This is a genomic window from Xanthomonas sp. NCPPB 2632 (assembly GCF_041228075.2).
Taxonomy (GTDB): Bacteria; Pseudomonadota; Gammaproteobacteria; order Xanthomonadales; family Rhodanobacteraceae; genus Luteibacter.
Map to the genome: position 1 here is coordinate 1160598 of NZ_CM192979.1, position 24095 is coordinate 1184692.

Genomic DNA, 24095 nt, shown 5'->3' on the forward strand with positions numbered 1-24095 from the left:
TCCGACCTAACTTACCGCGCCGGATGTGTAAGGTCGATACACAAAGGTGAACGAGGCTGAATCAACCCGCCTCGTCACCCGCGCGGTGTGCGATCCACGCACCGACCAGGGCCGATACGTACGGAATGGATTGCGCGGTGAGGATGAACATCCAGAGCACGCTTTCCGTGTACGCCGTGCCGTAGTGCAGGGCCATGCCGATCACGGCGCACAGCAGCGCGATGGCCATCAGGCCTTCCTCGCGCACCGGTGCGAAGGCGGCGAAGCTGCTGCCGCCCATGCGTCGGCTCTTGGCCGTGACCACGAACGCGGTTTTCTCGCGGGTCAGGCCATGCAGGATGCCGCGCGCAATGGCATGCGACAAGCCCATGCTGGCCACGGAGGCCATGATCGTGTCGTACCAGCTGCACGGAACACGCGCGCGATAGAGCACGAAGCCGAAGATGGCCTTGGCGAAGAAGAACCCGATGACCGGAATGAGGAACAGCTGCATCGGCAGGTTGAAGTACTGCGGCGCGTAGATCATGCCGGCGGTCCACAACAGGCCCATCATCGTAAAGATGAAATGCAGCGCGTCCGCGAACCAGCTGAACCAGCCGGTGAGGAAGTGGAAGCGCTGGCCGGCCGACAACGGCCCCTTGCGGGTCATCCAGGTCCAGCGACCCTTGAGGATCTGCATGGCACCGAAGGCCCAGCGGTAGCGCTGGCTCTTGTAGGCCTTGAAGTCGGCAGGGGTGAGGCCCTTGCCCATCAACTCGTCGACATAGACCAGCTCGTAGCCGGCGTGCATCAGGCGCAGGCCCAGCTCGGCGTCCTCGCAGATGGTCCACTCGGACCAGCCGCCGGTGCCCTCGAGCGCGGAGCGGCGCACCATGGTCATGGTGCCGTGCTGGATGATGGCATTGCGCTCGTTGCGATGGTGCATGCCGATGCGGAAGAAGCCGTCGTATTCCCAGGCCGTCATGCGGCGGAAACGGTTGTTCTCGAAATCGCGGTGGGCCTGCGGGCACTGCACCACGGCCACCTTGGCGTCGTGGAAATAGCCCGTGAGCGAGGCGAGCCAGTCTTCGCGGACCACGTAGTCCGCATCGATCACCGCGACCACGTCGGCGCGCTCGTCGGTGGCGGTGAGACCGAAGTTCAGCGCGCCGGCCTTGTAGCCGGGCCAGGGTTCCAGGTGGAAAAAGCGGAACCGCGCGCCCAGCTGCTCGCAGTAGGCCTTGACCGGTTCCCAGACCGCCGGGTCCTTGGTGTTGTTGTCCAGCACCAACACTTCGTAGTTCTCGTAGTCCAACGCGGCCAGGGAATCCAGGGTGACCTGGACCATCTCCGGTGGCTCGTTGTGGCAGGCCAGGTGGATGGAGACGAAGGGCTGCCGCTCCACCGGGTCCTTCGGCAGCATCCCGGCGTGGCGGATCCACTCGCGCCGCCACAGCACCTCGGTGAACTCGAAGCCGTTGATCAGCAGGATGCTGAGAATGGCGATCTGCGCGGGGAACAGCAGGATCAGCATCGCCCAGTCGAACGGGCTGAGGTAGAAGTTGAACGGCAGCGTGGCCGACCACACGATCAGGCCGCAGGCCAGCTGTACCAGCGCCATGAAGAACAGCCGGCCCATCAGCTTGAAGCGGCTGAAGCGGTAGCCGAACCACAGCATCGGGAAGAACGCCAGCAGCGAGGCAGCAAAGGCCTTCCACGGCCAGCCCACGTCCTCGGTGACCGGGCCGGTGAACGGGAATTTCAGCTGGCGATCGGCGTTGAACATGCCCCAGTACGCGCCGGTGCGGCCCTCGCCCAGGTTTTCCTTCCACGGCTGGTCGATGGCTTCCAGCACGTAGTAGTCGTCGATGCCCTTGCGCTTGGCGACGTTGAAGAACTCGCGAAGGAAGATGGCCTCGTTGGACACGCTGGGATAGGCGTACTTGTAGCGGTCGCCGTTGGACGGCCAGCCGATCTCGCCGATGGCGATGTGCTTGCCCGGGAAGACCTTCTGCAGGGCCTGGTAGCTGCCCTCGGTGTCGTTGCTGCCGTCGGCATTGCGCGTGCCGATGGAATCGGCCACGCCGGCACGGGCCTCGATGCCGTTCCAGTAGGGGAACAGGTGGACGGTGATGAAGTCGACGTGGTCGGCCAGCTCGGGATTCTGGATCCACACGTGGAACGGCTCGGCCACCGACACCGGCTGGCGCACCGCGGCGCGCACCCGGTCGAGGTAGGCCATGATCTGCGCGGGCTTCATGTCGCCGCGGAACAACGATTCGTTACCTACGATCACGCGGGAGATCGTTTTCGGGTAGCGGTTGGCCTGGGCGATCAGCGCTTCGATCTCGCGCTCGTTGTTTTCCAGGCGCGTGTCGATGTTGGCGCCGGCCATGACATCCAGGCCTTCCTTAGCGGCCAGGCGGATGGTCTGGGGGTTTTCCAGCATCGAGTAGGTGCGAATGCGCGGGGAATAGCGCCGCACCAGCTTCAGGTCGCTGTCGATCTCCGGGTCCGTGGAGAAGTCGCCCTTCATGGGGTTCTGGTAGCGCTGGTACGCCGTGAACGCGAATCCGGGGATGGGCCCATGCCAGTCGCTCGGCCCGTTGGGCAGATTGGCGACCAGCCAGAGGCCGACGTTCAGGCCAGCGACGAGGACCGCGAGGATCAATGCGGCAAGGATGGGGTGGCTTCGGTCGGTCTTGGTGGCAGCGCTCAAAACAATCCCCGGACCGATCGGCCCCCGAGTGGAGTCAGAAGGTAACCGGGGGAGCTTAACCAACGAAGGTGACCGGCTCAACGCATTGCAGCATAGCCGGTCAGGCTGGCCTCAGAGAAACCGTGGCCCGCCATCGGTGGGATGACGGGCCACGATGGTGTCAGGCGAGCAGGGAACGCAGCATCCAGGCCGTTTTTTCGTGCTCCTTCAGGCGGCCCGTGACCATGTCGGCGGTGCCTTCGTCGCCCACGGCCTCGGCGGCACGGAAGGTGTCACGCGAGGTGGCGGCGGCGATTTCATGGCCTTCGACCAGCTGGGCCACCATGGTTTTCCAGTCCGGCACGCCCGCTTCTTCCTTGATCGAGGTGAGCTTGCCGAACTGGCTGTACGAGCCGGGGGCGAACACGTCGAGGACGCGGATCCGCTCGGCCACTTCGTCGGCGGCCAGCCACAGGGCGTTGTACTGCACCTCGAACATGGCGTGCAGGCTGTTGAACTGCGGCCCGGTCACGTTCCAATGGAAATTGTGGGTCTTCAGGTAGAGCGAATACGTATCGGCGAGCAGCTTCGAGAGGTGCTCGGCAACCGTTTCACGATCGTTCTTGGCAATGCCGATATCGATGGCCATGTTGCGACTCTCCTTGGTTTTTTCGTTTTCGATGAGGCATTTTACCGCCCGTCGGGAACCGCTGTGAAATGAAACGTTCCGATCCGGACCATAGGCGCACGCTATCATGGGTGTCGATGAGTACACCCACACGTCCCGCACGCTCTCCGTCGCCCGATCATCCGCGCCTGCGCGAGCTTCGCCATGCGCTCGATGCGGTGAGCAGCCGCGATGTGGGACGGCTGCTGGGGCGCTGGCGCGCCCTGTCCCGCAAGCCCGACGCCGCCCGCATCGAGGCCCTGGCCACGGATATCGCCGTATCGCGGGAGCGCCGGGCCGCACGGGCGGCGTCCAAGCCGCCGATCGCGGTGGATGCCTCGCTGCCGATCGCCGCGCGGGCGGAGGACATCATCAAGCTCATCCGTGAGAACCAGGTGGTGGTGCTGGCGGGCGAAACCGGCTCGGGCAAGACCACCCAGCTGCCCAAGCTGTGCCTGGCCGCCGGTCGCGGCGAAGCGGGGATGATCGGCTGCACCCAGCCGCGGCGCCTGGCCGCCCGGTCGGTGGCCACCCGAGTCGCCGAGGAACTGGCTACGCCCCTGGGCGACAAGGTGGGCTTCCAGGTGCGCTTCACCGAGCGTGTGTCCGACCAGGCCCTGGTCAAGTTCATGACCGACGGCATCCTGCTGGCCGAGACACAGTCCGATCCCTGGCTGTCGGCCTACGACACGATCATCATCGACGAGGCCCACGAGCGCAGCCTCAACATCGATTTCCTGCTGGGCTACCTGCGCCGACTGGCCCAGCGCCGCCCCGATCTCAAGATCATCGTCACCTCCGCCACCATCGACACGGAGCGGTTCGCCGCGCACTTCGGCAACGCGCCGGTGGTCGAGGTGGAAGGCCGCACCTTCCCCGTGGAAGTGCGCTACCGGCCCCTGGGCGAGCGCGGCGAGGGCAACGTCGCCCAGCAGGTGGCCGACGCGATGGACGACATCACGCGAGAAGATCCCCGCGGCGACGTGCTGGTGTTCCTGCCCGGTGAGCGCGAGATCCGCGATACCCACCTGCTGCTGTCACGCAAGCAGTACCGCGAGACGGAAGTATTGGCGCTGTACGCGCGGCTGTCCGCCCAGGAGCAGGACCGGGTGTTCCGGCCCGGGCCCAAGCGGCGCATCGTGCTGGCCACCAACGTCGCCGAAACGTCGCTCACGGTGCCGCGCATCCGTTACGTGGTGGACCCGGGCACGGCCAGGGTCAAGCGCTACAGCCAGCGCGGCCAGCTGGAACGCCTGCACATCGAGCCCATCTCGCAGGCCGCCGCCAACCAGCGCAAGGGTCGCTGCGGACGCGTGGGCCCCGGCATCTGCTACCGCCTGTACGAGGAAGCCGAGTTCAACCTGCGTCCGGAGTTCACCGACCCGGAACTGCTGCGCTCGTCGCTGGCCAACGTGATCCTGCGCATGCTGGCGCTGGACCTGGGCGAGGTGGAGGATTTTCCCTTCCTGGAGGCCCCGGACCCGCGCGTCGTGGCCGACGGCTACCGCCGTCTTGCCGAGATCGGCGCCATCGACGACGATCGCCGGCTGACCGCGACGGGACGCACCGTGGCGCGGCTGCCGATCGACGTGCAGCTGGCGCGCATGATGGTGGAAGCGCGGCGCCTGGGCGCGCTGGCCGAACTGACCACCATCGTCGCCTTCCTCAGCATCCAGGACCCACGCGAGCGTCCGCCCGAGGCGCGCGGGCAGGCCGATGCCGCCCATGCGCAGTTCGCCGACCCCAAGTCGGACTTCGTCGGCGTGCTCAACCTCTGGCGCGGCTACCTCGCCGCCGCCGAGGAACTGACCTCGTCGAAACTGCGCGACTGGTGCTCGCGGCATTTCCTCAGCTTCATGCGCATGCGCGAATGGCGCGAACTGCACCGCCAGCTGGTGCTGGTGGTGCGGGACATCGACTGGGGTACGCAGGGCAAGGAGCCCGCCGGGCCCGTGGCCGGCGACCCGAAGCGAACCAAGGACGCCAAGGATGACACCAAGGCCAAGGACGCCAAGGACGCCCCAAAGGGTGCCCCCGCGGCCGATGCGCTTGGCGACGGGCTGTTCGAGGCGGTGCACCGCAGCCTGCTGGCTGGCCTGCCCACGCAGGTCGGGCACAAGGACGAGAAGGGCGTGTTCCGCGGCACGCGCGAGCGCCGTTTCCAGGTGTTTCCGGGCTCCGCGCTGGCCAAGGCGCCGCCGGCCTGGATCTTCGCCGCGCAGATTCTGGATATCGGCGGCCGCATCTGGGCGATGATGAACGCGCGCGTCGATCCGGCCTGGATCGAATCCCAGGCCGGCCATCTGGTGCGCGCCACGGCGCGCGACGCGCACTGGTCGCGCAAGCGCGGCACCGTGGTGGCCTACGAGCAGGTCACGCTGTTCGGCCTGGTGCTGGTGGAGCGGCGTCCGGTGACCTTCCACCGCCAGGACCCGGCGCTGGCTCACGATATCTTCGTGCGCGAAGCACTGGTACGCGCGGATATCGACAGTCGTGCGGACTTCGTGCGCGCCAACGCGCGTGTACTGGAGCAGGCCCACGACATCGAGGCCAAGCAGCGGCGCGCGGGCCTGCTGCGATCCGACGATGCCCTTGTCGCCTTCTTCGAGGGCAAGCTTCCCGCTGAGATCGCCGATGTGCGGGCACTCGACGCGTGGTACCGCAAGGCGTCCCCCGGGGAGCAGGCGGCCCTGCGCTGGACCCTGGCGGATGTCATGGACACCGGTAGCGGCCTCGACCCCAAGGCCTTCCCCGCGTCCATCGACGTGGGCCAGCACCGCTACCGGCTCGAATACCGATTCGTCCCCGGCGACCCCGCCGACGGCGTCACGATCAACGTGCCGCTGGCCTTCCTCAACGCGCTGCCGCTGGCCCGCGGGGAATGGCTGGTGGGTGGCCTGCTGGCCGACAAGGTGGCCGAACTGATCCGCGCCCTGCCCAAGGCGCTGCGCCGCAACTTCGTGCCGGCGCCGGATTTCGCCCGGGCGTTCGTGGAAGCGGAGGCCCCACGCGACACGTCGCTGTCGGCGGCGCTGGCCCGCTTCCTGAAGAAGGCCACCGGCGTGGATGTGGACGCGGCCGCCTTCGCCGACGCCGACCTGCCACCGCACTTGCTGATGCGGTATCGCGTGCACGACGAAAACGGCCGCACGCTGGCCGAGGGCCGCGACCTCACGGCCATCCGCGCGCAATGGGAAAGCCAGGCGCGCGAGGCCTTCTCACGCAAGACGGATATCGAGCTCACGCGCGAGGACATCGTGACGTGGGACTTCGAATCGATTCCGGCGGAAGTGCGCTCCGACGCCGGCCTGGTGGCCTACCCGGCGCTGGTGGACCTGGGTGAGGCGGTGGCGCTACGCGTGTTCGAACGTGCCGACGAAGCCGCGGAGGCGCATGCGGGCGGCGTGGAGCGACTGCTGCGCGAGGCGCTTGGGCCCGAGTTCAAGCGGGCGCGCCGGCAGTTGCCCATCGCCAATCCGCTGTCGCTGAAATACGCCCCCATGGGCAGTATCGACGGCCTGCGCGAGGACCTGGTCGAAGGCGGCTTTGCCGATCTGCTCGAGGGGCGCCGCCTGGAGGTACGCACGCATGCCGCGTTCGAGGCATTGCGCGCGGAGTTCGCGCAGAAGCTGTTCGGCGCGGCGATGGCACGGCAGAAGCTTGCCGAGCCGATCATCGAGGCGCAGGCCGAGCTCAGGCCCTGGATGGAGCCGCCGCTGATGGGCTTTGCCAAGGCCAGCTACGACGACTTGCGCGAACAGCTGGCCGCTCTGCTGCAGCCGGGGTTCCTGCGCGAACTGCCCACTGCGCGGCTGGCGCACATCCCGCGTTACCTCAAGGCCATGCGCCTGCGCGGCGAGCGTTTGCGCCAGGACCCCGCCCGCGATCAGTCGCGTATGCTGCAGGTGCTGCCGTACTGGCGTGCCCTGTTGCACGGCGGTGGTACGGCGCTGGATGCGGATGCCTGGGGGGAACTGCGCTGGTTGCTGGAGGAATGGCGCGTGTCGCTGTTCGCCCAGGAACTGAAAACCGCGGAGCCCGTGTCCGCCAAACGGCTGGCCAAGGCTTTGGACAACGCGCAGGCGGCATCACGATGAGCGACGTACGGCCCACGGAGGCGAAAGACCCGGGCATGCCCCTGACGGAGCGTGCGCGGCAGGCCTGCGCCGTGCTGCCCGTGAGCGCGCGGGCCGAGGGCGAAACCGTCATCGAGCTGCTGCGCCTGTTGGGCTGCGACGACGAAACCTGCGCGTCGGCGCTCTGGTTTTCGCTGGTCAACGGCATGCCCGGTGCGGCGGACGAGGCGGCGGCGACCTGGGCACCTACCCTGCGCCGGCTGGTCGAAGGGCAGGGCGAGGCGGAGAAGGTCTGGGCGCTGCACGCGCAGCGCGGGCCTGCCAGTGGGGCGGAGGGCCTGCGCCGGCTGCTGCTGGCGATCATCCGCGACCTGCGCGTGGTGTTCGTGCTGCTCGCGCGGCAACTCGCCGCCATGCGTACCGCCATGGCGCTGCCAGACCACGAGCGGCGCGAGCTGGCCCAGCTCACTGCCGATATCCATGCGCCGCTGGCCAACCGGCTGGGTATCTGGCAGCTGAAATGGGAACTGGAAGACCTCGCCTTCCGTTACCTCGAGCCCGACACCTACCGCCGCATCGCGCGCCTGCTGGACGAACGCCGGACCGACCGCGAAACCTTCATCGCCTCCAGCCTGGCCACCCTGCGCGACACGCTGGATACCGCCGGCGTGCGCGCCGATCTGGCGGGCCGGCCGAAGCACATCTTCTCCATCTGGAAGAAGATGAAGAAGAAAGGGCTGGAATTCTCCGACCTCTACGACATCCGCGCCGTGCGCATCCTGGTCGACAGCGTGGCCGACTGCTACGCGGCGCTGGGGCTGGTCCACAGCCTGTGGCCGCATGTGCCGGGCGAGTTCGACGACTACGTGGCGCGGCCCAAGGGCAACGGCTATCGCTCGCTGCACACGGCCGTGCTGGGTCCGCAGGGCAAGACGCTGGAAGTACAGATACGCACCCACGAGATGCACCGCGCCAACGAACTGGGCGTCGCCGCGCACTGGCGCTACAAGGAAGGCGGCGGGGCGGATGCGGAGTTCGAGGCCAAGATCGCCTGGATGCGCAAGCTGCTGGAGCCCCGTGGGGAAGACGAGGCCGAACTGGCCGCCGGCTTCGAGACGGAGCTGATGGAAGACCGCGTCTACGTGCTGTCGCCCAAGGGCGAGGTGATCGACATGCCGCGCGGCGCGACGGTGCTGGATTTCGCGTATCACATCCATACCGAGGTGGGTCATCGCTGCCGTGGCGCCAAGCTCAACCGCCGCATTGTGCCGCTGACCACACAGCCGCGCAGCGGCGACCGCATCGAGATCCTGACCACGAAGGTTTCCGAGCCCAGCCGCGACTGGCTCTCGGCGCACCACGGTTACCTGCACACGTCGCGGGCCAAGGAAAAGGTGCGCGCATGGTTTCGTCGTGAAGCGCACGAAGCCAACCTCGTGGCCGGCAAGCTCAGCCTCGAGAAGGAGCTGCGCCGCCTGGCGCTGGACGACGTGGACCTGGCGAAGCTGGCCACGCATTTCCGCCTGAAATCGGTGGACGAGCTCTACGTCACCATCGCCCTGGGCGAGGTGACGCTGGGCCAGGTGGCCCGCTCGCAGCAGGAGCCCGCCGAGCCCGGCATCACGCAATCGTCCAACCCGGTGGCGTCGCGCGCCGCGCAGCACGATCGCGGGGCGCTATCCATCGAAGGTCTGGGCAACCTGCTGACCACGCTGGCGCGTTGCTGCCAGCCGCTGCCGGGCGACCCGGTGCGCGGGTTCATCACGCGCGGGCGCGGCGTTTCGGTGCATCGCGCCGATTGCGCCAGCCTCGCAAGGCTGGCGCGCAGGAGTCCGGAGCGCGTGATCGACGTGAGCTGGGGCAGGGTGGAAGTGCAGAGCTACGAGATCGACATCGAGCTGCGCGGCTACGACCGCAAGGGCCTGCAAAAAGACGTCGCCACCACCATCAGCAATACCGGTCCGCATATCGTGGCGTCGTCCAGTCGCGTGCACGTGCGCACCGGCGAAGTCGAAATGCGCTTCACGCTAAAGGTGAAGGACTACGAGCAGCTGTCCACCCTGCTGGGCCGCCTGAGCGCGCTACCCAACGTGACGGACGCCCGCCGCCTGGGCGCCCGCTGACCGCCCCGCACTACCCCGCCGTAGGACCGCACGCACGTGCGCGACATCTCCTGGCGAAACGCCCCGAATCATTCACCCCACCCCCGCCCCCATCATCAACGCCACCCCCCAATCCTTGATCGGCGCCGCCACAAGCATCCGCGCCAGGATCAGCCCGAGGATCACCACGGTCGGCGAGAAATCCAGCCCACCGATGGTCATCCGCCCGCGAAGCGGACGCACCAGCGGCTCCGCCAGGCTCGTCACCAGCCTCGCCACCGGGTGGTAGCGATCGGTCGAGAGCATGCTCATGATCGACCAGGCGAACACCAGCACCACCCAGGTGAGCAGGAAGATATCCAGCGTTTCGCCCAGGCCCGCGATCGCCAGGCCGAGCACGTTCGGCGCGATGCCGGCCAGGGCGGCGATCAGCAGCCACTTCAGGCATTCCAGCAGGTACACGATCAGCACGGCGCCGGTGTTGACCCGACGCACCGGCGGCAGCACCTTGCGTACCGGCCGCAGCACCGGGTTGGTGAACCGGTAGAGGAACTGGCAGATCGGGTTGTTGAAATCCGCGCGGAAGGCCTCGGCCAGGATGCGCAGGATGAAAAGCGTGACAAGTGCGCCGAAGGCGACTTCGAGCAGCAGGCCGCCGGCATTGGTCAGGTAGTTCACGTATTCGAGTCCATGTCTTCGGAAAGTTGGAAGCCGCGCCGACGCGCCGCGTCGACCGCCCGCGCCACGATGGCAGGGAAATGATCGTCGCGGAAGCTTTCCAGCGCGGCCTGGGTGGTGCCGTTGGGCGAGGTGACGCGTTGGCGCAGCGTGGCGGCGCTTTCGCCGGACTCCACCAGCATGCGGCCGGCGCCGAAGGCGGTCTGCGCCGCCAGGGCGCGGGCCGCCTCACGGGACAGCCCCTGAGAAAATGCCGCGTTTTCCAGCGCCTCGACCATCAGGAAGAAATAGGCCGGACCGGAGCCGGACAGCGCCGTGACGATGTCCAGCTGGTCCTCGTCCGGCACCCACACCGTAAGGCCGCCCGCGTCCAGCACGTGCTGGGCCTCGGCCCGCTGGGGTGCGCTGACGCGACCGTTGGCGAACAACCCGGTGGCCCCGGCCCCGAACATGGCCGGCGTATTGGGCATGCAGCGGACCACGGGCAGGGCGGCGTCCAGCCAGCGTTCCAGTTGGGCGATGCGGATGCCGGCGGCGATGGAAATGACCACCGGCCGGTACTTCTGCACCGCCGGGCGCAGGCCGCGGCACACCTCGGCCATCATCTGCGGCTTGACCGCCAGCACGAGGATGGAGGCACCCTCCGCGGCGTCGAGGTTATCGGTATACGTGGCCACGCCGTACTGGCGGGAGAGCTCCTGCAGGGCCTCGGCGCGGGGCTCGGCCACCGCGATGCCGCCCGGCTGGGCCCCGTGGCGCAGCATGCCGGCGATCAGGGCGGTGGCCATGTTGCCGCCACCGATGAAGGCGATCCGATTCATGGGGTGTTCGCTCCGCTCGCGGTCGTTTTCACAGTCCGGGAAGCATATACGGTGCCGCGCCTTGCCGCCGACCCTTCGGCGTGTTTACCTATGCCCCACAAAGAAAGGGGACCCTGATGGATATCGCCGAACTCCTTGCCTTCTCCGTGAAGAACAAGGCCTCCGACCTGCACCTCTCCGCGGGCCTGCCGCCCATGATCCGCGTCGACGGTGACGTGCGGCGTATCAACATCCCCGCGCTGGAACACAAGCAGGTGCACTCGCTGATCTACGACATCATGTCGGACAAGCAGCGGCGCGACTACGAGGAGTTCCTGGAGACCGACTTCTCCTTCGAGATCCCCGGCCTGGCGCGTTTCCGCGTCAACGCCTTCAACCACAACCGTGGCGCCGGCGCGGTGTTCCGTACCATTCCGTCCGAGGTGCTCACGCTGGAAGACCTCGGTGCGCCGAAGATCTTCCGCGAGCTGATCGAGCAGCCGCAGGGCCTGATCCTGGTCACCGGCCCGACCGGCTCGGGCAAGTCCACCACGCTGGCGGCGATGGTCGATCACATCAACAAGAACGAGTACGGCCACCTCCTCACCGTGGAGGACCCGATCGAATTCGTGCACACCTCGCAGAAGTGCCTGGTCAACCAGCGCGAGGTGCACCGCGACACCCACGGGTTCAATGAGGCGCTGCGCTCGGCGTTGCGCGAAGATCCGGACTACATCCTGGTCGGCGAGCTTCGCGACCTGGAAACCATCCGCCTGGCGCTCACCGCCGCGGAAACGGGCCACCTGGTGTTCGGTACCCTGCACACCTCGTCGGCGGCCAAGACCATCGACCGCATCATCGACGTCTTCCCGGCGGGTGAGAAACCGATGGTCCGCTCGATGCTCTCCGAGTCGTTGCGCGCGGTGATCTCGCAGTCGCTGTTGAAGAAAGTGGGCGGAGGGCGCGTGGCGGTCCACGAGATCATGGTAGGCATCCCGGCCATCCGTAACCTGATCCGCGAGGACAAGGTCGCCCAGATGTACTCGGCGATCCAGACCGGCCAGCAGTACGGCATGCAGACCCTGGACCAGAACCTGCTGGACCTGGTAAAGCGCGGCCTGATCACCCGCCAGGAAGGCATGATGTACGCCAAGAACAAGGAAAGCTTCCGCTAACCGCGCGCCGCGCCCCGGGTATATGATCGCCCCAGGGGCGCCGGCCCGGTCCGGCACACGGGGACCAGACCGTCATGAGCGACTTCGATTTCACCTCCTTCCTCAAGCTGATGGTGCACAAGCAGGCCTCCGACCTGTTCATCACCGCCGGCGTCGCGCCCTCCATGAAAGTGCAGGGCCGCATCGTTCCCATCACGCAGAGCCCGCTTTCCGCGCAGCAGGCGCGCGACATGGTGCTCAACGTGATGACGCCCGCGCAGCGCGAGGAATTCGAAAAGACCCACGAGTGCCAGTTCGCCATCAGCGCATCGGGCGTGGGCCGGTTCCGCGTATCGTGTTTCTACCAGCGCAACTGCGTCGGCATGGTGCTGCGCCGGATCGAGTCGAAGATTCCCACGCCGGAAGAACTGAACCTGCCGCCGATCATCAAGCAGCTGGCGATGACCAAGCGCGGCATCATCATCTTCGTGGGCGGTACCGGTACGGGTAAGTCGACCTCGATGGCCTCGATGATCGGCTACCGCAACCAGAATTCCACGGGCCACATCATCACGATCGAGGACCCGATCGAATACGTGCACAAGCACGAAGGCTGCATCATCACCCAGCGCGAACTCGGCATCGATACCGACAGCTGGGAGAACGCGCTGAAGAACACGCTGCGCCAGGCGCCCGACGTGATCATGATCGGCGAGGTGCGTACCCGCGAGACGATGGAGCATGCCATCAACTTCTCGGAAACCGGCCACCTGTGCCTGTGCACCCTGCACGCCAACAACGCCAACCAGGCACTGGACCGCATCCTCCATTTCTTCCCGGAAGATCGTCGCAGCGCGTTGTTCATGGACCTGTCGCTGAACCTCAAGGGCATCGTGGCGCAGCAGCTCATTCCCACGCCCGACGGCAAGGCGCGTCGCGTCGCGGTGGAAGTGCTGCTGGGCACGCCGCTTGCGCAGGACTACATCCGCCAGGGCGAAGTGCACAAGCTGAAGGAACTGATGCGGGACTCCAACCAGCTGGGCATGCGCACGTTCGACCAGAGCCTGGTGGAGCTCTACCACGCCGGCGAAATCTCTTACGAGGACGCACTGCGCCACGCCGACAGCTCGAACGAAGTGCGCCTACGGATCAAGCTTGCCCAGGGCGGCGACGCGCATACCCTGTCGCAGGGCCTGGAAGGCGTCGAGATCGACACCTCCCACGACAAACAGACCTTCGGCGGCATGCTCAGCCGCTAACCCCACCGCCCAGCAACACGCATGCCTACACACGCATGTAGGAGCCCACGATGTGGGCGAAAAAAAAGGGAGCCCAAAGGGCTCCCTTTTTCATGCCACCATCACCAACGCTTAGTTGGAAGCGGCAGCCGCAGCCGATACCGTCACGCCGCTGGCTTCAACGCTCTTCACGCCCTTGATCTTCTTGGCGATCGCGACAGCCTTGCTCTTTTCCTTGGCGGTAGCGACCGAACCGGTCAGGGTAACGACGCCTTCGGTGGTGCTCACCGAGATATCGGTCGCCTTGACCATTTTGTTGGCAGCGAACTCGGACTTCACCTTGGTGGTGATCCAGGTGTCGTCAGCCTTGCCGGCAACCGTCTGGTTGTCGCCCTTGCTCATGGCGGCCGCGGAGTCCTGTGCATTCACCTGGGCGAACGGGACCGTGCCGAGACCGGCAACGAGGGCGGCGGCGAACAGGGCCTTGCGGAGGTTGGAATGGTTCATGGTGAACTCCTTATCTGAAATCTGTTGTGGGTCTGGCGACGGCGCCGCGCACTGTGGCTGCCGTGTCGCGGGGCCTATGGAAACAGCGCATCCGTGAACGATTCGTGCGTGCAAATCCCAGCCGTTCAGTTTCTCGCACGGGTAGCTGTCGGGTTCGTGCAGCGCGCAAAAAGAAAGGCGGCCCGAGGGCCGCCTTTCCTGTTTCAACCACGTGACGCGTATGGATCGGCTTACTTGTATTCCACCGATCCCGAGATCACGAGGCCCTTCTCGTCGACGTGCGACTCGCCGGACACCTGCACGACGCGGGCGGCCTGGGCCTTCATCGCGTCGAACTGAGCATTGGAACGCTGCGCGGTGGCGGCCGTGGTGGCCTGGTCGTCCGGCGCGCCGTCGGCACCCGCGGCTTCGGTCATCGCGCTGGCGTAGGACTTGGCCTTGTCCGCCATCACGTCCACCCACGAGCGATACATGTCGCCATTGAGATGCAGGCGTGACACGCGACCGGCATCGCCGGTGCTGCCCATGAGCACGTCGTCCAGCTGGGCGTCTTCGCCGGCGCCGACGCCGACCGCGATCGCCTGACCGTTCATGGCCGCCCAGCCGGGCATGCCCAGCATGCCGCTGATGTTCGGCGGCAGGGCGACCGGCTTGCCGTCGCCGGCCAGCTTGAAGTCGCCGCCCAGCATCGCCTGACCCATGGCGAGCAGGCCCGCCGGGTTGCGCGTGGCGATGACCACGCGACCGGTGATCTGCGGCATCTGCTGCGCGCTGGCCGCGGGCTTGAACGAATCGATGACGAGGCGCAGGCCGCGGAGGTCGCCGATGGGCGGGATGGCCGCCTGCTGCATGGTCGAGCCCATCTTGGCGAAGCTGTCGTTCATGCTGGCGAAGGCCGGGCACTCGAACGGCTTGGCCGCCACGGCTTCCGCCTGGGCGGTGAAGAACGTGCGCAGCTGTTCGACCGGCAGCGCGAGGCTGATGTCGAACGGACCCTTCGCGTCGCTGCCCAGGCCCGGTACTTCGACCTTGAGGCCCGAGAATGCCTTGGTGATGTCGTCGGCCAGGGCAATATCGACGCGCTGGTCCTGGTGGTGCAGGTCGAGCTTGGTGTAGCCGAAGCTGACGGACGGCACCCGCGCGGCGATGCGCGTGGCTTCGGTCTGGCAGCTGGGCGGCAGGGCCGGCACCGGCTCGCCGGACTTGGCCGACTGGTGCTTGAGGAACGTCGCAAAGAGCGGATCCTTGCCCGTGGCGATCAGTGGCAGCAGGCGGGTCAGGTCGACCTGGCCGACGGCGTAATCCTTGTAACCCTTGGCCTTGGCCAGATCGGCCAGGCGACCGTCTTCCTGGATGCTCTTTTCCGGGCGGTCGGCACCGAGCGCCTGGCGGACCAGCGGCTGGGCGGCGTCGACCGGCAGCAGCGAGACCACGGCCTGCTTGCCCACGGTGGCGATGACCAGCTGTACGCCGGAATCGGAAAGGGCGACATGACGATACGACTGGCCGCCGGCGTCGGCGGTATCCAGCTTCTTGCCGTAAGCCGTTTCGAGGCGGCCCACGAAGGCGTCCCACGCGGCGTTGTCGGCCAGCGTCACGCGCACGACCGGAGCCAGGCCCAGGCCGTAGAACGCGGTGCCGTTCTTGGCGTCCAGGCCCATGTTCTTCAGGGCGGCCTCGGCGGTCTTGCCGTCGAATTCCGCAGCGAGGGCGCGGACCAGGCGGGCGCCATCGGCGTTGCCCTTGGTGTCGAGATCCTGCGCGAAGGCCTTCATCTGGGCGACCTGGCCGGGCAGTTCGCTGTTGGCCTGGGCCAGCATGGCCTCGTAGGCGTCGTCGTCGAGCTTGTCGAGGCTGGCCACCACGTACGGCGTATCGGCCGGCACGAAGGCCAGCGGGGCATCCTTATCCTTGTGGCCGCAGGCCGCCAGCAGCACGCTGGCGACGCCGAGCGCGAGAAGTCGCTTCGTCGGTCGCATCTTGTATCCCGTTGTTTGATCCCTAGGTGGGGCCATTATGCCGGAATGCGTCCGCGCGAAGGGGCGTATTCAGCGCCCCATGACCTCGGCCAGCACGGCCATGCGCACGAACACCCCGTTGCCGACCTGTTCGAGGATGCGCGACTGGGCGCCGTCGGCGACCTCCGGGGCGATCTCGATGCCCCGGTTGATCGGGCCGGGGTGCATGACCAGGCAGCCCTTGGCGGCGCGTGCGAGGCGGCGGGAGTCGAGGCCGAACCGTTCGAAATAGGCGGCTTCGTCAGGAAGGTCGGTGGCGGCCATCCGTTCCTTCTGCAGGCGCAGCATGATGACGGCGTGGGCGCCTTCGATCGCCTCGTCGAAATCCTCGAAATAGGTGACGCCGGACAGCTCGCCCTCCGGTGGCATCAGCGAGGACGGCCCGACGATCCGGATGTCCTTGGCGCCCAGGGCGGCGAAGGCGTGTATGTCGGAGCGCGCGACGCGAGAGTGGCGCACGTCGCCGCAGATGACCAGACGCAGCTTCCGGAAATCCGGGTGGTGGTTGCGGATGGTCAGGGCATCCAGCAGCCCCTGGGTGGGATGCGCGCGGTTGCCGTCGCCGGCGTTGACCACGGCCACGCCGCTCATCGCGTGGCGTACCAGTTCATCCGGGGTGCCGGACACCTTGTGCCGCACGATGATGGTGTCCAGGTGCATCGCTTCCAGCGTATGCAGCGTGTCGAACAGCTCTTCGCCCTTGGTGGTCGAGGAAAGGCCGATGTCGAAGTTGACGACGTCGGCACCCAGCCGGCGGGCCGCCAACTCGAACGAGGTGCGCGTGCGCGTGGACGGTTCGAAGAACAGGTTCAGCACCGTGCGGCCGCCGAGCAGTTCCAGGCGGCGTGTGCCGTGCGCCGTGGCGTCGCGCATGCTGTTGGCGCGGTCGAGCAGGCGCTCGATCGTTTCGCGCGGCAGGTTCTCGAGGGTGGTCAGGTGGCGCAGGCGTTGTGACATGACGGCCTCAAGGCGAAGGGAGAATTCGGGGATGGGCGATGTGGCTCATGGCTGGAGCAGGTAGGTCTCGAGGATGACCGCGGCGGCTTCGGCGTCGATCGAGCGGACATCGGAGCGCTTGCGCGTGCCCGCGGCTCGCCCGGCGGCGAAGCGACGGGCGGCCTCCTGCGAACTCATGCGTTCGTCGGCGAAGATGACCGGCAGGTCGTAGCGCTGGCCGACGCGCTCGGCGAAGCGGCGCGCCTTGCGCGTCATCGGTTGCTCCTTGCCGTCGTTGTCCAGCGGCAGGCCGACGATGAGGGCCTCCGGCAACCACTCCCGGCGGAGTGTATCCAGCGCCTGCCAGTCCGGATCGCCGTCGCGCACCGGCAGCGCCGCGATGCCGCGGGCCGTACCGGTGAGGCGGTTGCCGACGGCGACGCCGACGATCTTCGTGCCGACATCGAAACCGAACAGGCAGCTCATGAAAGGAGGGGGCTCACGCGTGGCCGGCGTAGCCGGTCAATTGGGATGGGTCCTGCATGCCCAACTGGCGGGCGGCAGCCACCCAGCGTTCGTCCAGGGGTGTGTCGAACACGATGCGCTCTTCGGCCCGCGTGGTCAGCCATGCGTTGTCCATGACTTCCTGCTCGAGCTGGCCGGCTTCCCAGCCGGCATAGCCCAGCGTGACGACGGCGCGGCTCGGACCCTCGCCCTTGGCCATGGCGGCGAGGATGTCGCGCGAGGTGGTGACCGACCAGTCGTCGTTCACGCGGTAGCTGGAGTCCCAGCGGCCGTGCTCGCGGTGGAGCACGAAGCCGCGCTCCTGCTGGACGGGGCCGCCGATGAGCACCGGGTAGTCGGCGATGTCCGGATCGTCGCAACCCAGCTTCATCTGGGCGAGGACATCGCCCAGGCGGTACTCCGACATCTGATTGATGAGCAGGCCGACCGCGCCGTCTTCCCCGTGCTGGCACAGGAAGGCGACGCCGCGTGCGAACGGCGGCTCGGCGAGAGAGGGCATCGCGATGAGGAATTGACCCGCGAATGTATTGGCGATCGTCATGGCCGCATTGTAGCCGCTACGAGCGGGCGAGTGCGCCTGCGTTAAGCGCAAAAAAGCTACGGTGCAGGCCATACGCCATGTAGGCTATTTCCAGAGGAACGTCATGTTTGTCAAAGGGTTTACGTTCGTGTCCGGTGTACTCCTGGCCGTCGCAGCGCAGGCATCGACGCCAGCGGCGTGGAAGGACCATGACCGGCAGCTGACGCAGGCGTGCATCGCGGCCAGCGGGCTGAAGGATGCGAGGCCGGTCGGTGGGCCGATCGCCTATGACGACCGCGTGCCCGTGACGGCGCTGGTGCTGGCCGGTCGCTACCCGCAGAAACACATGAACAACCGTCCCGGCCGCGAGCTGTGCGTGTGGGACCGAAAAGCCGGCAAGGCCTATGTCAGCGAAGCCGACCAGCTGCTGCCGTAGGAGCGCACGATGTGCGCGACATGTTTTGAGGCCGTGCCTTGGAGCTGGCGCGTAACGCCGAACATTGTCGCGAAAAGATGTCGCGCGCATCGCGCGCTCCTACCCAGCCCGTCGCGGTGCATTGGCGGGGCCTAGTAATTCCTCAGCACATTGCCCGGCAGGAATTGCCAGGTGCGGGTGATGTAGAGCTCGTCCACCTTCGTCTTGTCGGTGGGCAGGGCGGGGAAGGGTGCCGCGAGGCGGACGATGCGCATGGCGGCATCGTCCAGCAGCGTATGCCCTGAGCTCTTGATCACGTCCATGCTCTTGATCGAGCCATCGCGGTTGAGGCCCACGGTGAGCACCAGCTCGCCGTACAACCCCTGGCGGCGGGCTTCGTCGGGATAATTGAGGTTGCCCACGCGCTCCACGCGGCCGACCCAGCCTTTCATGTAGGCGGCGTAGACATACTCGCGCGTGTTGGAGGAAATGAATTTCTTCTTCGGGCGCTTGGCGTACGCCTGCGATTGCTCGCGGACCTCGGCGGACAGCCGGGCCATTTCCAGCTTGCGCTGCACGTCCTCGTCGGAAACCGGCAGGGGGCTGGGTGCGTGTTCGCTCTGCTGCCGGCTGGTGTCGACGGCGAAGGCCGTTTCGCCGGAGGTGGTCAACAACGGTGCGGGCGTACGGTCCTGCGGCGCCGGTGCCTGGGCATCCTTCGGCTCGGGGGTGACGCCGCGGTTCGGCGTCGGCAACGGACCGGAAACGGGCTCGGACGGCCGGGCCGCCTTGTCCTTGTCGCCGCCGCCCGCGTTGTTGGCCTGGGCCAGGAAGTCGGCCTTGTCCGGTGGCTCCTGGTTGGCCACGTCCACGAGGGTGACATCCAGCGTAGCCACGCTGGGTTTCGGCTTCTCCGCGTCGAAGGTGACGCCGAGGATGACCACGCCATGCAGCAGCAGGGAAAACAGCAGGGTGGCCCCGATCAGGTCGGCACCGGTGTCGCGGGTGGTCATCGGGCCTCGATCGCGTCGAACATCAGCCCGGCGATGTTGAGCCCGAACTGGGCATCCAGCTCGCGGATGCAGGTGGGCGAGGTGACGTTGATCTCGGTCAGGTACGCGCCGATGACGTCCAGGCCGACGAAGCGCAGGCCACGACGACGCAGTTCCGGGGCTACCTGGGCGGCGATCCAGCGGTCGCGCTCGGAGAGCGGCACACCCTCGCCCCGGCCGCCGGCGGCCAGGTTGCCACGGAACTCGTCGCCCTGGGGGATGCGGGCCAGCGCATAGGGCACGGGTTCGCCGTCGATCAGCAGGATGCGCTTGTCGCCGGCGGTGATCTCGGGGATGTATTTCTGGGCGATCACGAAGTCGTTCCCGCCCTCGCCGAGCAGGGTCTCCAGCATCGAATTGAGGTTGCTGTCGCCCGCGCGCACCCGGAAGATGCCGCGGCCGCCCATGCCGTCCAGCGGCTTGAGCACCGCCTCGCCATGCGCGGCCACGAAGGCCTTCAGGTCGCCGCGGTCGCGCGAAACCAGCGTGGGCGCGATGCACTGGGGGAAATCCAGGGCGAACAGTTTCTCGTTGCAGTCGCGCAGGCTGCGCGGGTCGTTGACCACCCGGGTGCCGGCACGCTGCGCGCGCTCCAGCACCATGGTGTCGTAGACGAACTGGGCATCGACCGGGGGATCCTTGCGGGCCAGCACGATGTCGATCTCGCCGAGGGGGCGCCACGCGGCATCGCCCAGGGTGAACCAGTCGGCCGGGTCGTCCCTCACGGTCAATGGGCGCAGGCGGGCCCAGGCGTCACCGTCGCGCAGCGCCAGGTCGCCCTGCTCCATGTAGAACAGGGCGTGGCCACGGCGCGAGGCCTCCAGCACCATGGCGAACGTGGAATCCTTGGCGATCTTGATGGCACGGATCGGGTCCATGAGAACGGCGACGGTGAGCGACATGGGGTGTCCGGCGAGCAGGAAAGATGCCAAGTCTAGTGGAGCGCCGGCCCGGATTTCACCGGGCTGCCGGCTTTTAAGAACAATTCATCTTGACGGAATCCGTGCCAACCATTAAACAGCGATCGGGAGGAACGCCAGAAGAGCGTGCCGCCGGGGCTCCAGGCCCCGTACGACGACCCAGTGCACGGAATACGCCCGGAAGAGGGGCTATCCTGCACCGGTATTTGCGGTTTTTTTGCGTGGCACGGGGGCGCAGTGAACGAAAACGGACGTGGTACCGACCTGACCGGTTTGCGGGTCATGGTCATCGACGATTCCAAAACCATCCGGCGCACGGCGGAAACGCTGCTGAAGAAGGAAGGCTGCGACGTACTCACCGCTGTCGACGGTTTCGAGGCGCTGGCGAAGATCTCCGACCAGAAGCCCAACATCATCTTCGTCGACATCATGATGCCGCGCCTGGACGGCTACCAGACCTGCGCCCTGATCAAGAACAACGCCCAGTTCCGGGGTACGCCGGTGGTGATGCTTTCCTCCAAGGACGGTCTGTTCGACAAGGCGCGTGGCCGCATCGTGGGCGCCGACCAGTACCTCACCAAGCCTTTCACCCGCGACGAGCTGCTCGGCGCGATTCACCGTTATGCGACGGCGAGCTGACCCAACCGGCTCGCTCGACGACGTCCAGGGGGACGCGTGGCAAATATCCTGATCATCGACGACTCGCCCACCGACGTCCGCGTGTTCACCACGCTGCTCGAGAAGGCGGGATTTTCCGTTTCCAGCGTTGAAAACGCGGAGGCCGGCATAGAGCGCATCCGCGCGAACAAGCCCGACCTGGTCATCATGGACGTCATCATGCCCGGCATGAACGGCTTCCAGGCGACGCGAACGCTGAGCCGCGACCCGGCCACGGCGGACGTTCCCGTTGTGATGATCACCACCAAGTCGATGGAAACCGACCGGGTATGGGGTCTGCGCCAGGGTGCGAAGGCTTTCATCACCAAGCCGGTGAACGAGAAGGAGCTGCTCTCGACCATCGCCAGCCTGCTCCCCGGCACGACGCACTGAGGTCGCCATGAGCGAGAACGCCGCAACGTCACCCTTCGAGCTGCTCGCTCTCTACGAACGTGCCTGCCTGGCGCACACGGCCGACGCGCCCGAGCGGGTCGAATCGCTGGGCCAGTGGCGCGGCATCGGTTTTCGGGTAGGACGCCGCGCGTTCGTCAGCGGCATCGAGGAAATCAACGAGCTGCTGGCCGTGCCGGGGCTGACCAATGTGCCGGGTACGCAGCCGTGGCTGATGGGCGTGGCCAACGTGCGCGGCAACCTGGTGCCGGCGATCGACCTGGGCCGGTTCCTGTTCGACGAGCGCACGCCGTCGTCGGCGCGTACGCGAATGCTGCTGGTCCGCCAGCACGGTGGCACGGTGGGGCTGCTGGTGGACGAGGTGTTCGGCCAGCGCACGATGGACGAGGCCCAGCGGGGTACGGGCGAGGACGAGCGCGATCCGCGCTTGGCACGCTTCGTGGCGGAGAACGTCACGCTGGGCGAGCAGTCGTTCGGGCTGTTCAGCATGAGCCGGCTGGTGCGGGCGCCTGATTTTCGGCAGGCGGCGCTGTAAGGCGTCTTTCGGGGGATGGGACGGCGGCATCGCCGGCCCGCTGACAGGATAGGCGCGACGCGGTTCGGCCGCGCGCGCGTGGGGAACGGAGGGGCGGTCGTATCGACCGCTTCGTCTTGCCGGCAGCCTCGAGGCGCCGGCGGCTAGCTTTGCCAGGTTTGGGTGAGGTAGATATGAGCACGACAGCAGGCGGCGCAGGCCGGGAACGTGGCTACACGATCGTCATCGTGTTTCTTCTCCTGGCGATCGGATTGGCGTCGGTCGACTTCTGGTGGTTGAACACCAAGAACGGTGAGGACAGGGAAGCCATTGCCCTGACCACCCAGGTGCAGGTGCTTTCGCAGCAGACCGCGAAGTACGCCCTGGAGGCATCCGACGGCAACCGCGACTCGTTCCGCGAGTTGTCGGCCACCCGCAACACCATCGACTCGGCGGTGCAGCGCCTGGTGAAGGGCGACGACAAGAGCGGCATGCCGGCCTATGCGGACAACGGCGGCTCGCAGGCGGGCCGGTCGGTGGCTGCCCTGGCCAACGCCTGGCACCAGTTGGACGCGGACATCGGCAAGATCCTCTCCAACAAGGACCTCGTGCTGTCCTCGGGCGAGCGGGCCGACCTCTTCTCGAAGCAGATGCCACTGCTCAACGCGCGCACCGACGAGGTGCTTAACATCGTCCAGCAGAAGAATGCCTCGGTCGAGCAGACCTTCACCATCGCGCGCTGGATGCTGATGGCCGACCGCATGATCCGCCGCGTGCAGGAGATCCTGCAGGGTGGCGACGGCGCCCAGTCCGCCGCCGACGGCCTGTCGCGCGACGCGCAGCTCTACGGCGCGGTGCTGAAGGGGCTGATCGACGGCAACGCCGAAGGTGGCGTCCGTGCGATGACCGACGCCAACGCGCGGAAGATCCTCGCCGGCATGCAGACCTCCTGGGGCGACCTGGTCGACCCGGTGAACCAGCTGGTGGCCGCGTCGCCCAACCTGCAGGACGTCAAGCGCGCCGGCAACCAGGCCTCGCTGGATTCACAGACGGTGCTGCTGCGCGCCAACGAGTCCGCCGACCACATCGCCAGGCTGCCGTTGAACCGCCTATTCCCGAACGTGTGGTGGGGCCTGCTCGGCGCGATCGGCGCGGTGCTGTTCGCCCTGCTGCTCGTGTACAACCTGGTGCGCGACCAGCGCCGCCGCCTGGAGAGCACGTCCGAACTCAACCAGCGTAACCAGACCGCCATCATGCGGCTGCTGGACGAGATGGGCACGCTCGCCGAAGGCGACCTGACCATCAAGGCCACGGTCACCGAGGACATCACGGGCGCCATCGCGGACGCCATGAACTCCGCGGTCGACGAGATGCGCAACCTGGTCACCACCATCAACGAGACCGCGGTGCGGGTGTCGGCGGCGGCGCAGGAAACCCAGGCCACCGCCATGCATCTGGCCGATGCGGCGGAGCAGCAGGCGCAGCAGATCACCTCGGCCACCTCGGCGATCAACCAGATCGCCACGTCCATGGATACCGTGTCGAAGGATTCCGCGGAGTCGGCCGACGTGGCGCAGCGCTCGGTGCAGATCGCCTCGCGCGGTGCGGAAGTGGTGCGCGAAACCATCCAGGGCATGGACTCGATCCGTGACCAGATCCAGGAAACTTCCAAGCGCATCAAGCGCCTGGGTGAGTCCTCGCAGGAGATCGGCTCCATCGTCGAACTGATCAACGACATTGCCGAGCAGACCAACATCCTGGCCTTGAACGCGGCCATCCAGGCGGCTTCGGCCGGTGAGGCCGGCCGCGGCTTCGCCGTGGTGGCCGACGAAGTACAGCGCCTGGCCGAACGTTCCGCCAGCGCCACCAAGCGTATCGAGACGCTGGTCCAGACCATTCAGTCCGATACCAACGAGGCGGTCAGCTCGATGGAACAGACCACCGCCGAGGTGGTGGCCGGTGCCCGACTGGCCGAGGACGCGGGTACGGCGCTGGGCGATATCGAGCGCGTGTCGAACGACCTGTCGGCGCTGATTCAGAACATCTCCGCCGCGGCACGCCAGCAGTCGGCGGCGGCGACGGATACCTCGGCCACCATGAACGTCATCCAGGAGATCACCTCGCAAACGTCGCTGGGTGCCAGCCAGACGGCCGAATCCATCGGCAACCTGGCCCAGCTCGCGAACGACCTGCGACTGTCCGTCGCAAACTTCAAGCTGCCGGGCTGA

Annotated in this window: 20 protein-coding genes; 9 read left to right on the forward strand and 11 right to left on the reverse strand. The window is 66.9% G+C overall.

The window, feature by feature from the left end; genetic code table 11:
* Positions 1–61 precede the first annotated feature (61 nt).
* Both AB8808_RS05190 and AB8808_RS05195 read right to left on the reverse strand, forming a co-directional pair.
* On the reverse strand, positions 62–2698 hold the full coding sequence (locus AB8808_RS05190) for a glycosyltransferase (protein ID WP_369927311.1): 2637 nt from the start codon (positions 2696–2698) through the stop codon (positions 62–64).
* Between the two features lie 160 nt (positions 2699–2858).
* Positions 2859–3326: a Dps family protein gene (locus AB8808_RS05195; RefSeq protein ID WP_369927313.1), complete on the reverse strand. Its 468-nt coding sequence runs from the start codon at positions 3324–3326 to the stop codon at positions 2859–2861.
* Between the two features lie 116 nt (positions 3327–3442).
* Here AB8808_RS05195 and hrpA point away from each other — a divergent pair, with 116 nt between their 5' ends.
* Positions 3443–7441, forward strand: coding sequence for an ATP-dependent RNA helicase HrpA (gene hrpA / locus AB8808_RS05200; RefSeq protein WP_369927315.1), 3999 nt, complete (start codon positions 3443–3445; stop codon positions 7439–7441).
* Positions 7438–9543 carry a bifunctional (p)ppGpp synthetase/guanosine-3',5'-bis(diphosphate) 3'-pyrophosphohydrolase gene (locus AB8808_RS05205; RefSeq protein WP_369927316.1) on the forward strand — a complete coding sequence of 702 codons (2106 nt, stop codon included), beginning with the start codon at positions 7438–7440 and terminating at the stop codon, positions 9541–9543. Before hrpA ends, AB8808_RS05205 begins: the two co-directional genes overlap by 4 nt.
* A 72-nt stretch (positions 9544–9615) precedes the next feature.
* Here the strand turns inward: AB8808_RS05205 and AB8808_RS05210 are convergent, their stop codons facing one another.
* Positions 9616–10200 carry a YggT family protein gene (locus AB8808_RS05210; RefSeq protein ID WP_369927317.1) on the reverse strand — a complete coding sequence of 195 codons (585 nt, stop codon included), beginning with the start codon at positions 10198–10200 and terminating at the stop codon, positions 9616–9618.
* A complete protein-coding gene (gene proC / locus AB8808_RS05215) occupies positions 10197–11021 on the reverse strand; it encodes a pyrroline-5-carboxylate reductase (RefSeq protein ID WP_285404035.1) in 825 nt (274 codons plus the stop codon). The genes AB8808_RS05210 and proC overlap by 4 nt, the downstream gene beginning before the upstream one ends.
* 116 nt (positions 11022–11137) lie before the next feature.
* Here proC and AB8808_RS05220 point away from each other — a divergent pair, with 116 nt between their 5' ends.
* Positions 11138–12175 carry a type IV pilus twitching motility protein PilT gene (locus AB8808_RS05220; protein ID WP_036136938.1) on the forward strand — a complete coding sequence of 346 codons (1038 nt, stop codon included), beginning with the start codon at positions 11138–11140 and terminating at the stop codon, positions 12173–12175.
* A 74-nt stretch (positions 12176–12249) separates the two neighbouring features.
* Positions 12250–13413 (forward strand): PilT/PilU family type 4a pilus ATPase, encoded by a 1164-nt coding sequence (locus AB8808_RS05225; protein WP_369927318.1) that lies wholly within the window; start codon positions 12250–12252, stop codon positions 13411–13413.
* 111 nt (positions 13414–13524) lie between these two features.
* Here AB8808_RS05225 and AB8808_RS05230 read toward each other — a convergent pair whose 3' ends face one another.
* The 5 genes from AB8808_RS05230 to AB8808_RS05250 all read right to left on the reverse strand — a co-directional run bounded on the left by AB8808_RS05230 (position 13525) and on the right by AB8808_RS05250 (position 17919).
* Complete coding sequence (locus AB8808_RS05230) at positions 13525–13899, reverse strand: BON domain-containing protein (protein WP_369927319.1); 375 nt, start codon at positions 13897–13899, stop codon at positions 13525–13527.
* A gap of 230 nt (positions 13900–14129) precedes the next feature.
* Positions 14130–15878, reverse strand: a complete 1749-nt coding sequence (locus AB8808_RS05235; protein ID WP_369927321.1) for a hypothetical protein — start codon at positions 15876–15878, stop codon at positions 14130–14132.
* Positions 15879–15947: 69 nt separating this feature from the next.
* Positions 15948–16874, reverse strand: a complete 927-nt coding sequence (locus tag AB8808_RS05240) for an aspartate carbamoyltransferase catalytic subunit (RefSeq protein ID WP_369927323.1) — start codon at positions 16872–16874, stop codon at positions 15948–15950.
* A gap of 45 nt (positions 16875–16919) precedes the next feature.
* Positions 16920–17339: a Holliday junction resolvase RuvX gene (ruvX, locus tag AB8808_RS05245; RefSeq protein ID WP_369927325.1), complete on the reverse strand. Its 420-nt coding sequence runs from the start codon at positions 17337–17339 to the stop codon at positions 16920–16922.
* Between the two features lie 13 nt (positions 17340–17352).
* On the reverse strand, positions 17353–17919 hold the full coding sequence (locus AB8808_RS05250; RefSeq protein ID WP_369927327.1) for a YqgE/AlgH family protein: 567 nt from the start codon (positions 17917–17919) through the stop codon (positions 17353–17355).
* A gap of 127 nt (positions 17920–18046) precedes the next feature.
* Here AB8808_RS05250 and AB8808_RS05255 point away from each other — a divergent pair, with 127 nt between their 5' ends.
* Positions 18047–18334 carry a hypothetical protein gene (locus AB8808_RS05255; protein WP_369927329.1) on the forward strand — a complete coding sequence of 96 codons (288 nt, stop codon included), beginning with the start codon at positions 18047–18049 and terminating at the stop codon, positions 18332–18334.
* A gap of 131 nt (positions 18335–18465) precedes the next feature.
* On the opposite strand, the gene AB8808_RS05260 is transcribed toward AB8808_RS05255, so the two are convergent.
* Both AB8808_RS05260 and gshB read right to left on the reverse strand, forming a co-directional pair.
* Positions 18466–19326 (reverse strand): TonB family protein, encoded by an 861-nt coding sequence (locus AB8808_RS05260; protein WP_369927331.1) that lies wholly within the window; start codon positions 19324–19326, stop codon positions 18466–18468.
* A complete protein-coding gene (gene gshB, locus AB8808_RS05265) occupies positions 19323–20267 on the reverse strand; it encodes a glutathione synthase (RefSeq protein ID WP_369927333.1) in 945 nt (314 codons plus the stop codon). Before gshB ends, AB8808_RS05260 begins: the two co-directional genes overlap by 4 nt.
* A gap of 300 nt (positions 20268–20567) precedes the next feature.
* On the opposite strand from gshB, the gene pilG reads away from it, so the two are divergent.
* The 4 genes from pilG (at position 20568) to AB8808_RS05285 (ending at position 24095) form a co-directional block, all read left to right on the forward strand.
* Positions 20568–20924 (forward strand): twitching motility response regulator PilG, encoded by a 357-nt coding sequence (gene pilG / locus AB8808_RS05270; protein WP_081916779.1) that lies wholly within the window; start codon positions 20568–20570, stop codon positions 20922–20924.
* Positions 20925–20960: 36 nt separating this feature from the next.
* Complete coding sequence (locus AB8808_RS05275; protein WP_369927335.1) at positions 20961–21335, forward strand: response regulator; 375 nt, start codon at positions 20961–20963, stop codon at positions 21333–21335.
* A gap of 7 nt (positions 21336–21342) precedes the next feature.
* The gene (locus AB8808_RS05280; protein ID WP_369927336.1) at positions 21343–21888 is read left to right on the forward strand and encodes a chemotaxis protein CheW; all 546 of its coding nucleotides are present in this window, start codon (positions 21343–21345) and stop codon (positions 21886–21888) included.
* A 173-nt stretch (positions 21889–22061) separates the two neighbouring features.
* The gene (locus tag AB8808_RS05285) at positions 22062–24095 is read left to right on the forward strand and encodes a methyl-accepting chemotaxis protein (protein WP_369927338.1); all 2034 of its coding nucleotides are present in this window, start codon (positions 22062–22064) and stop codon (positions 24093–24095) included.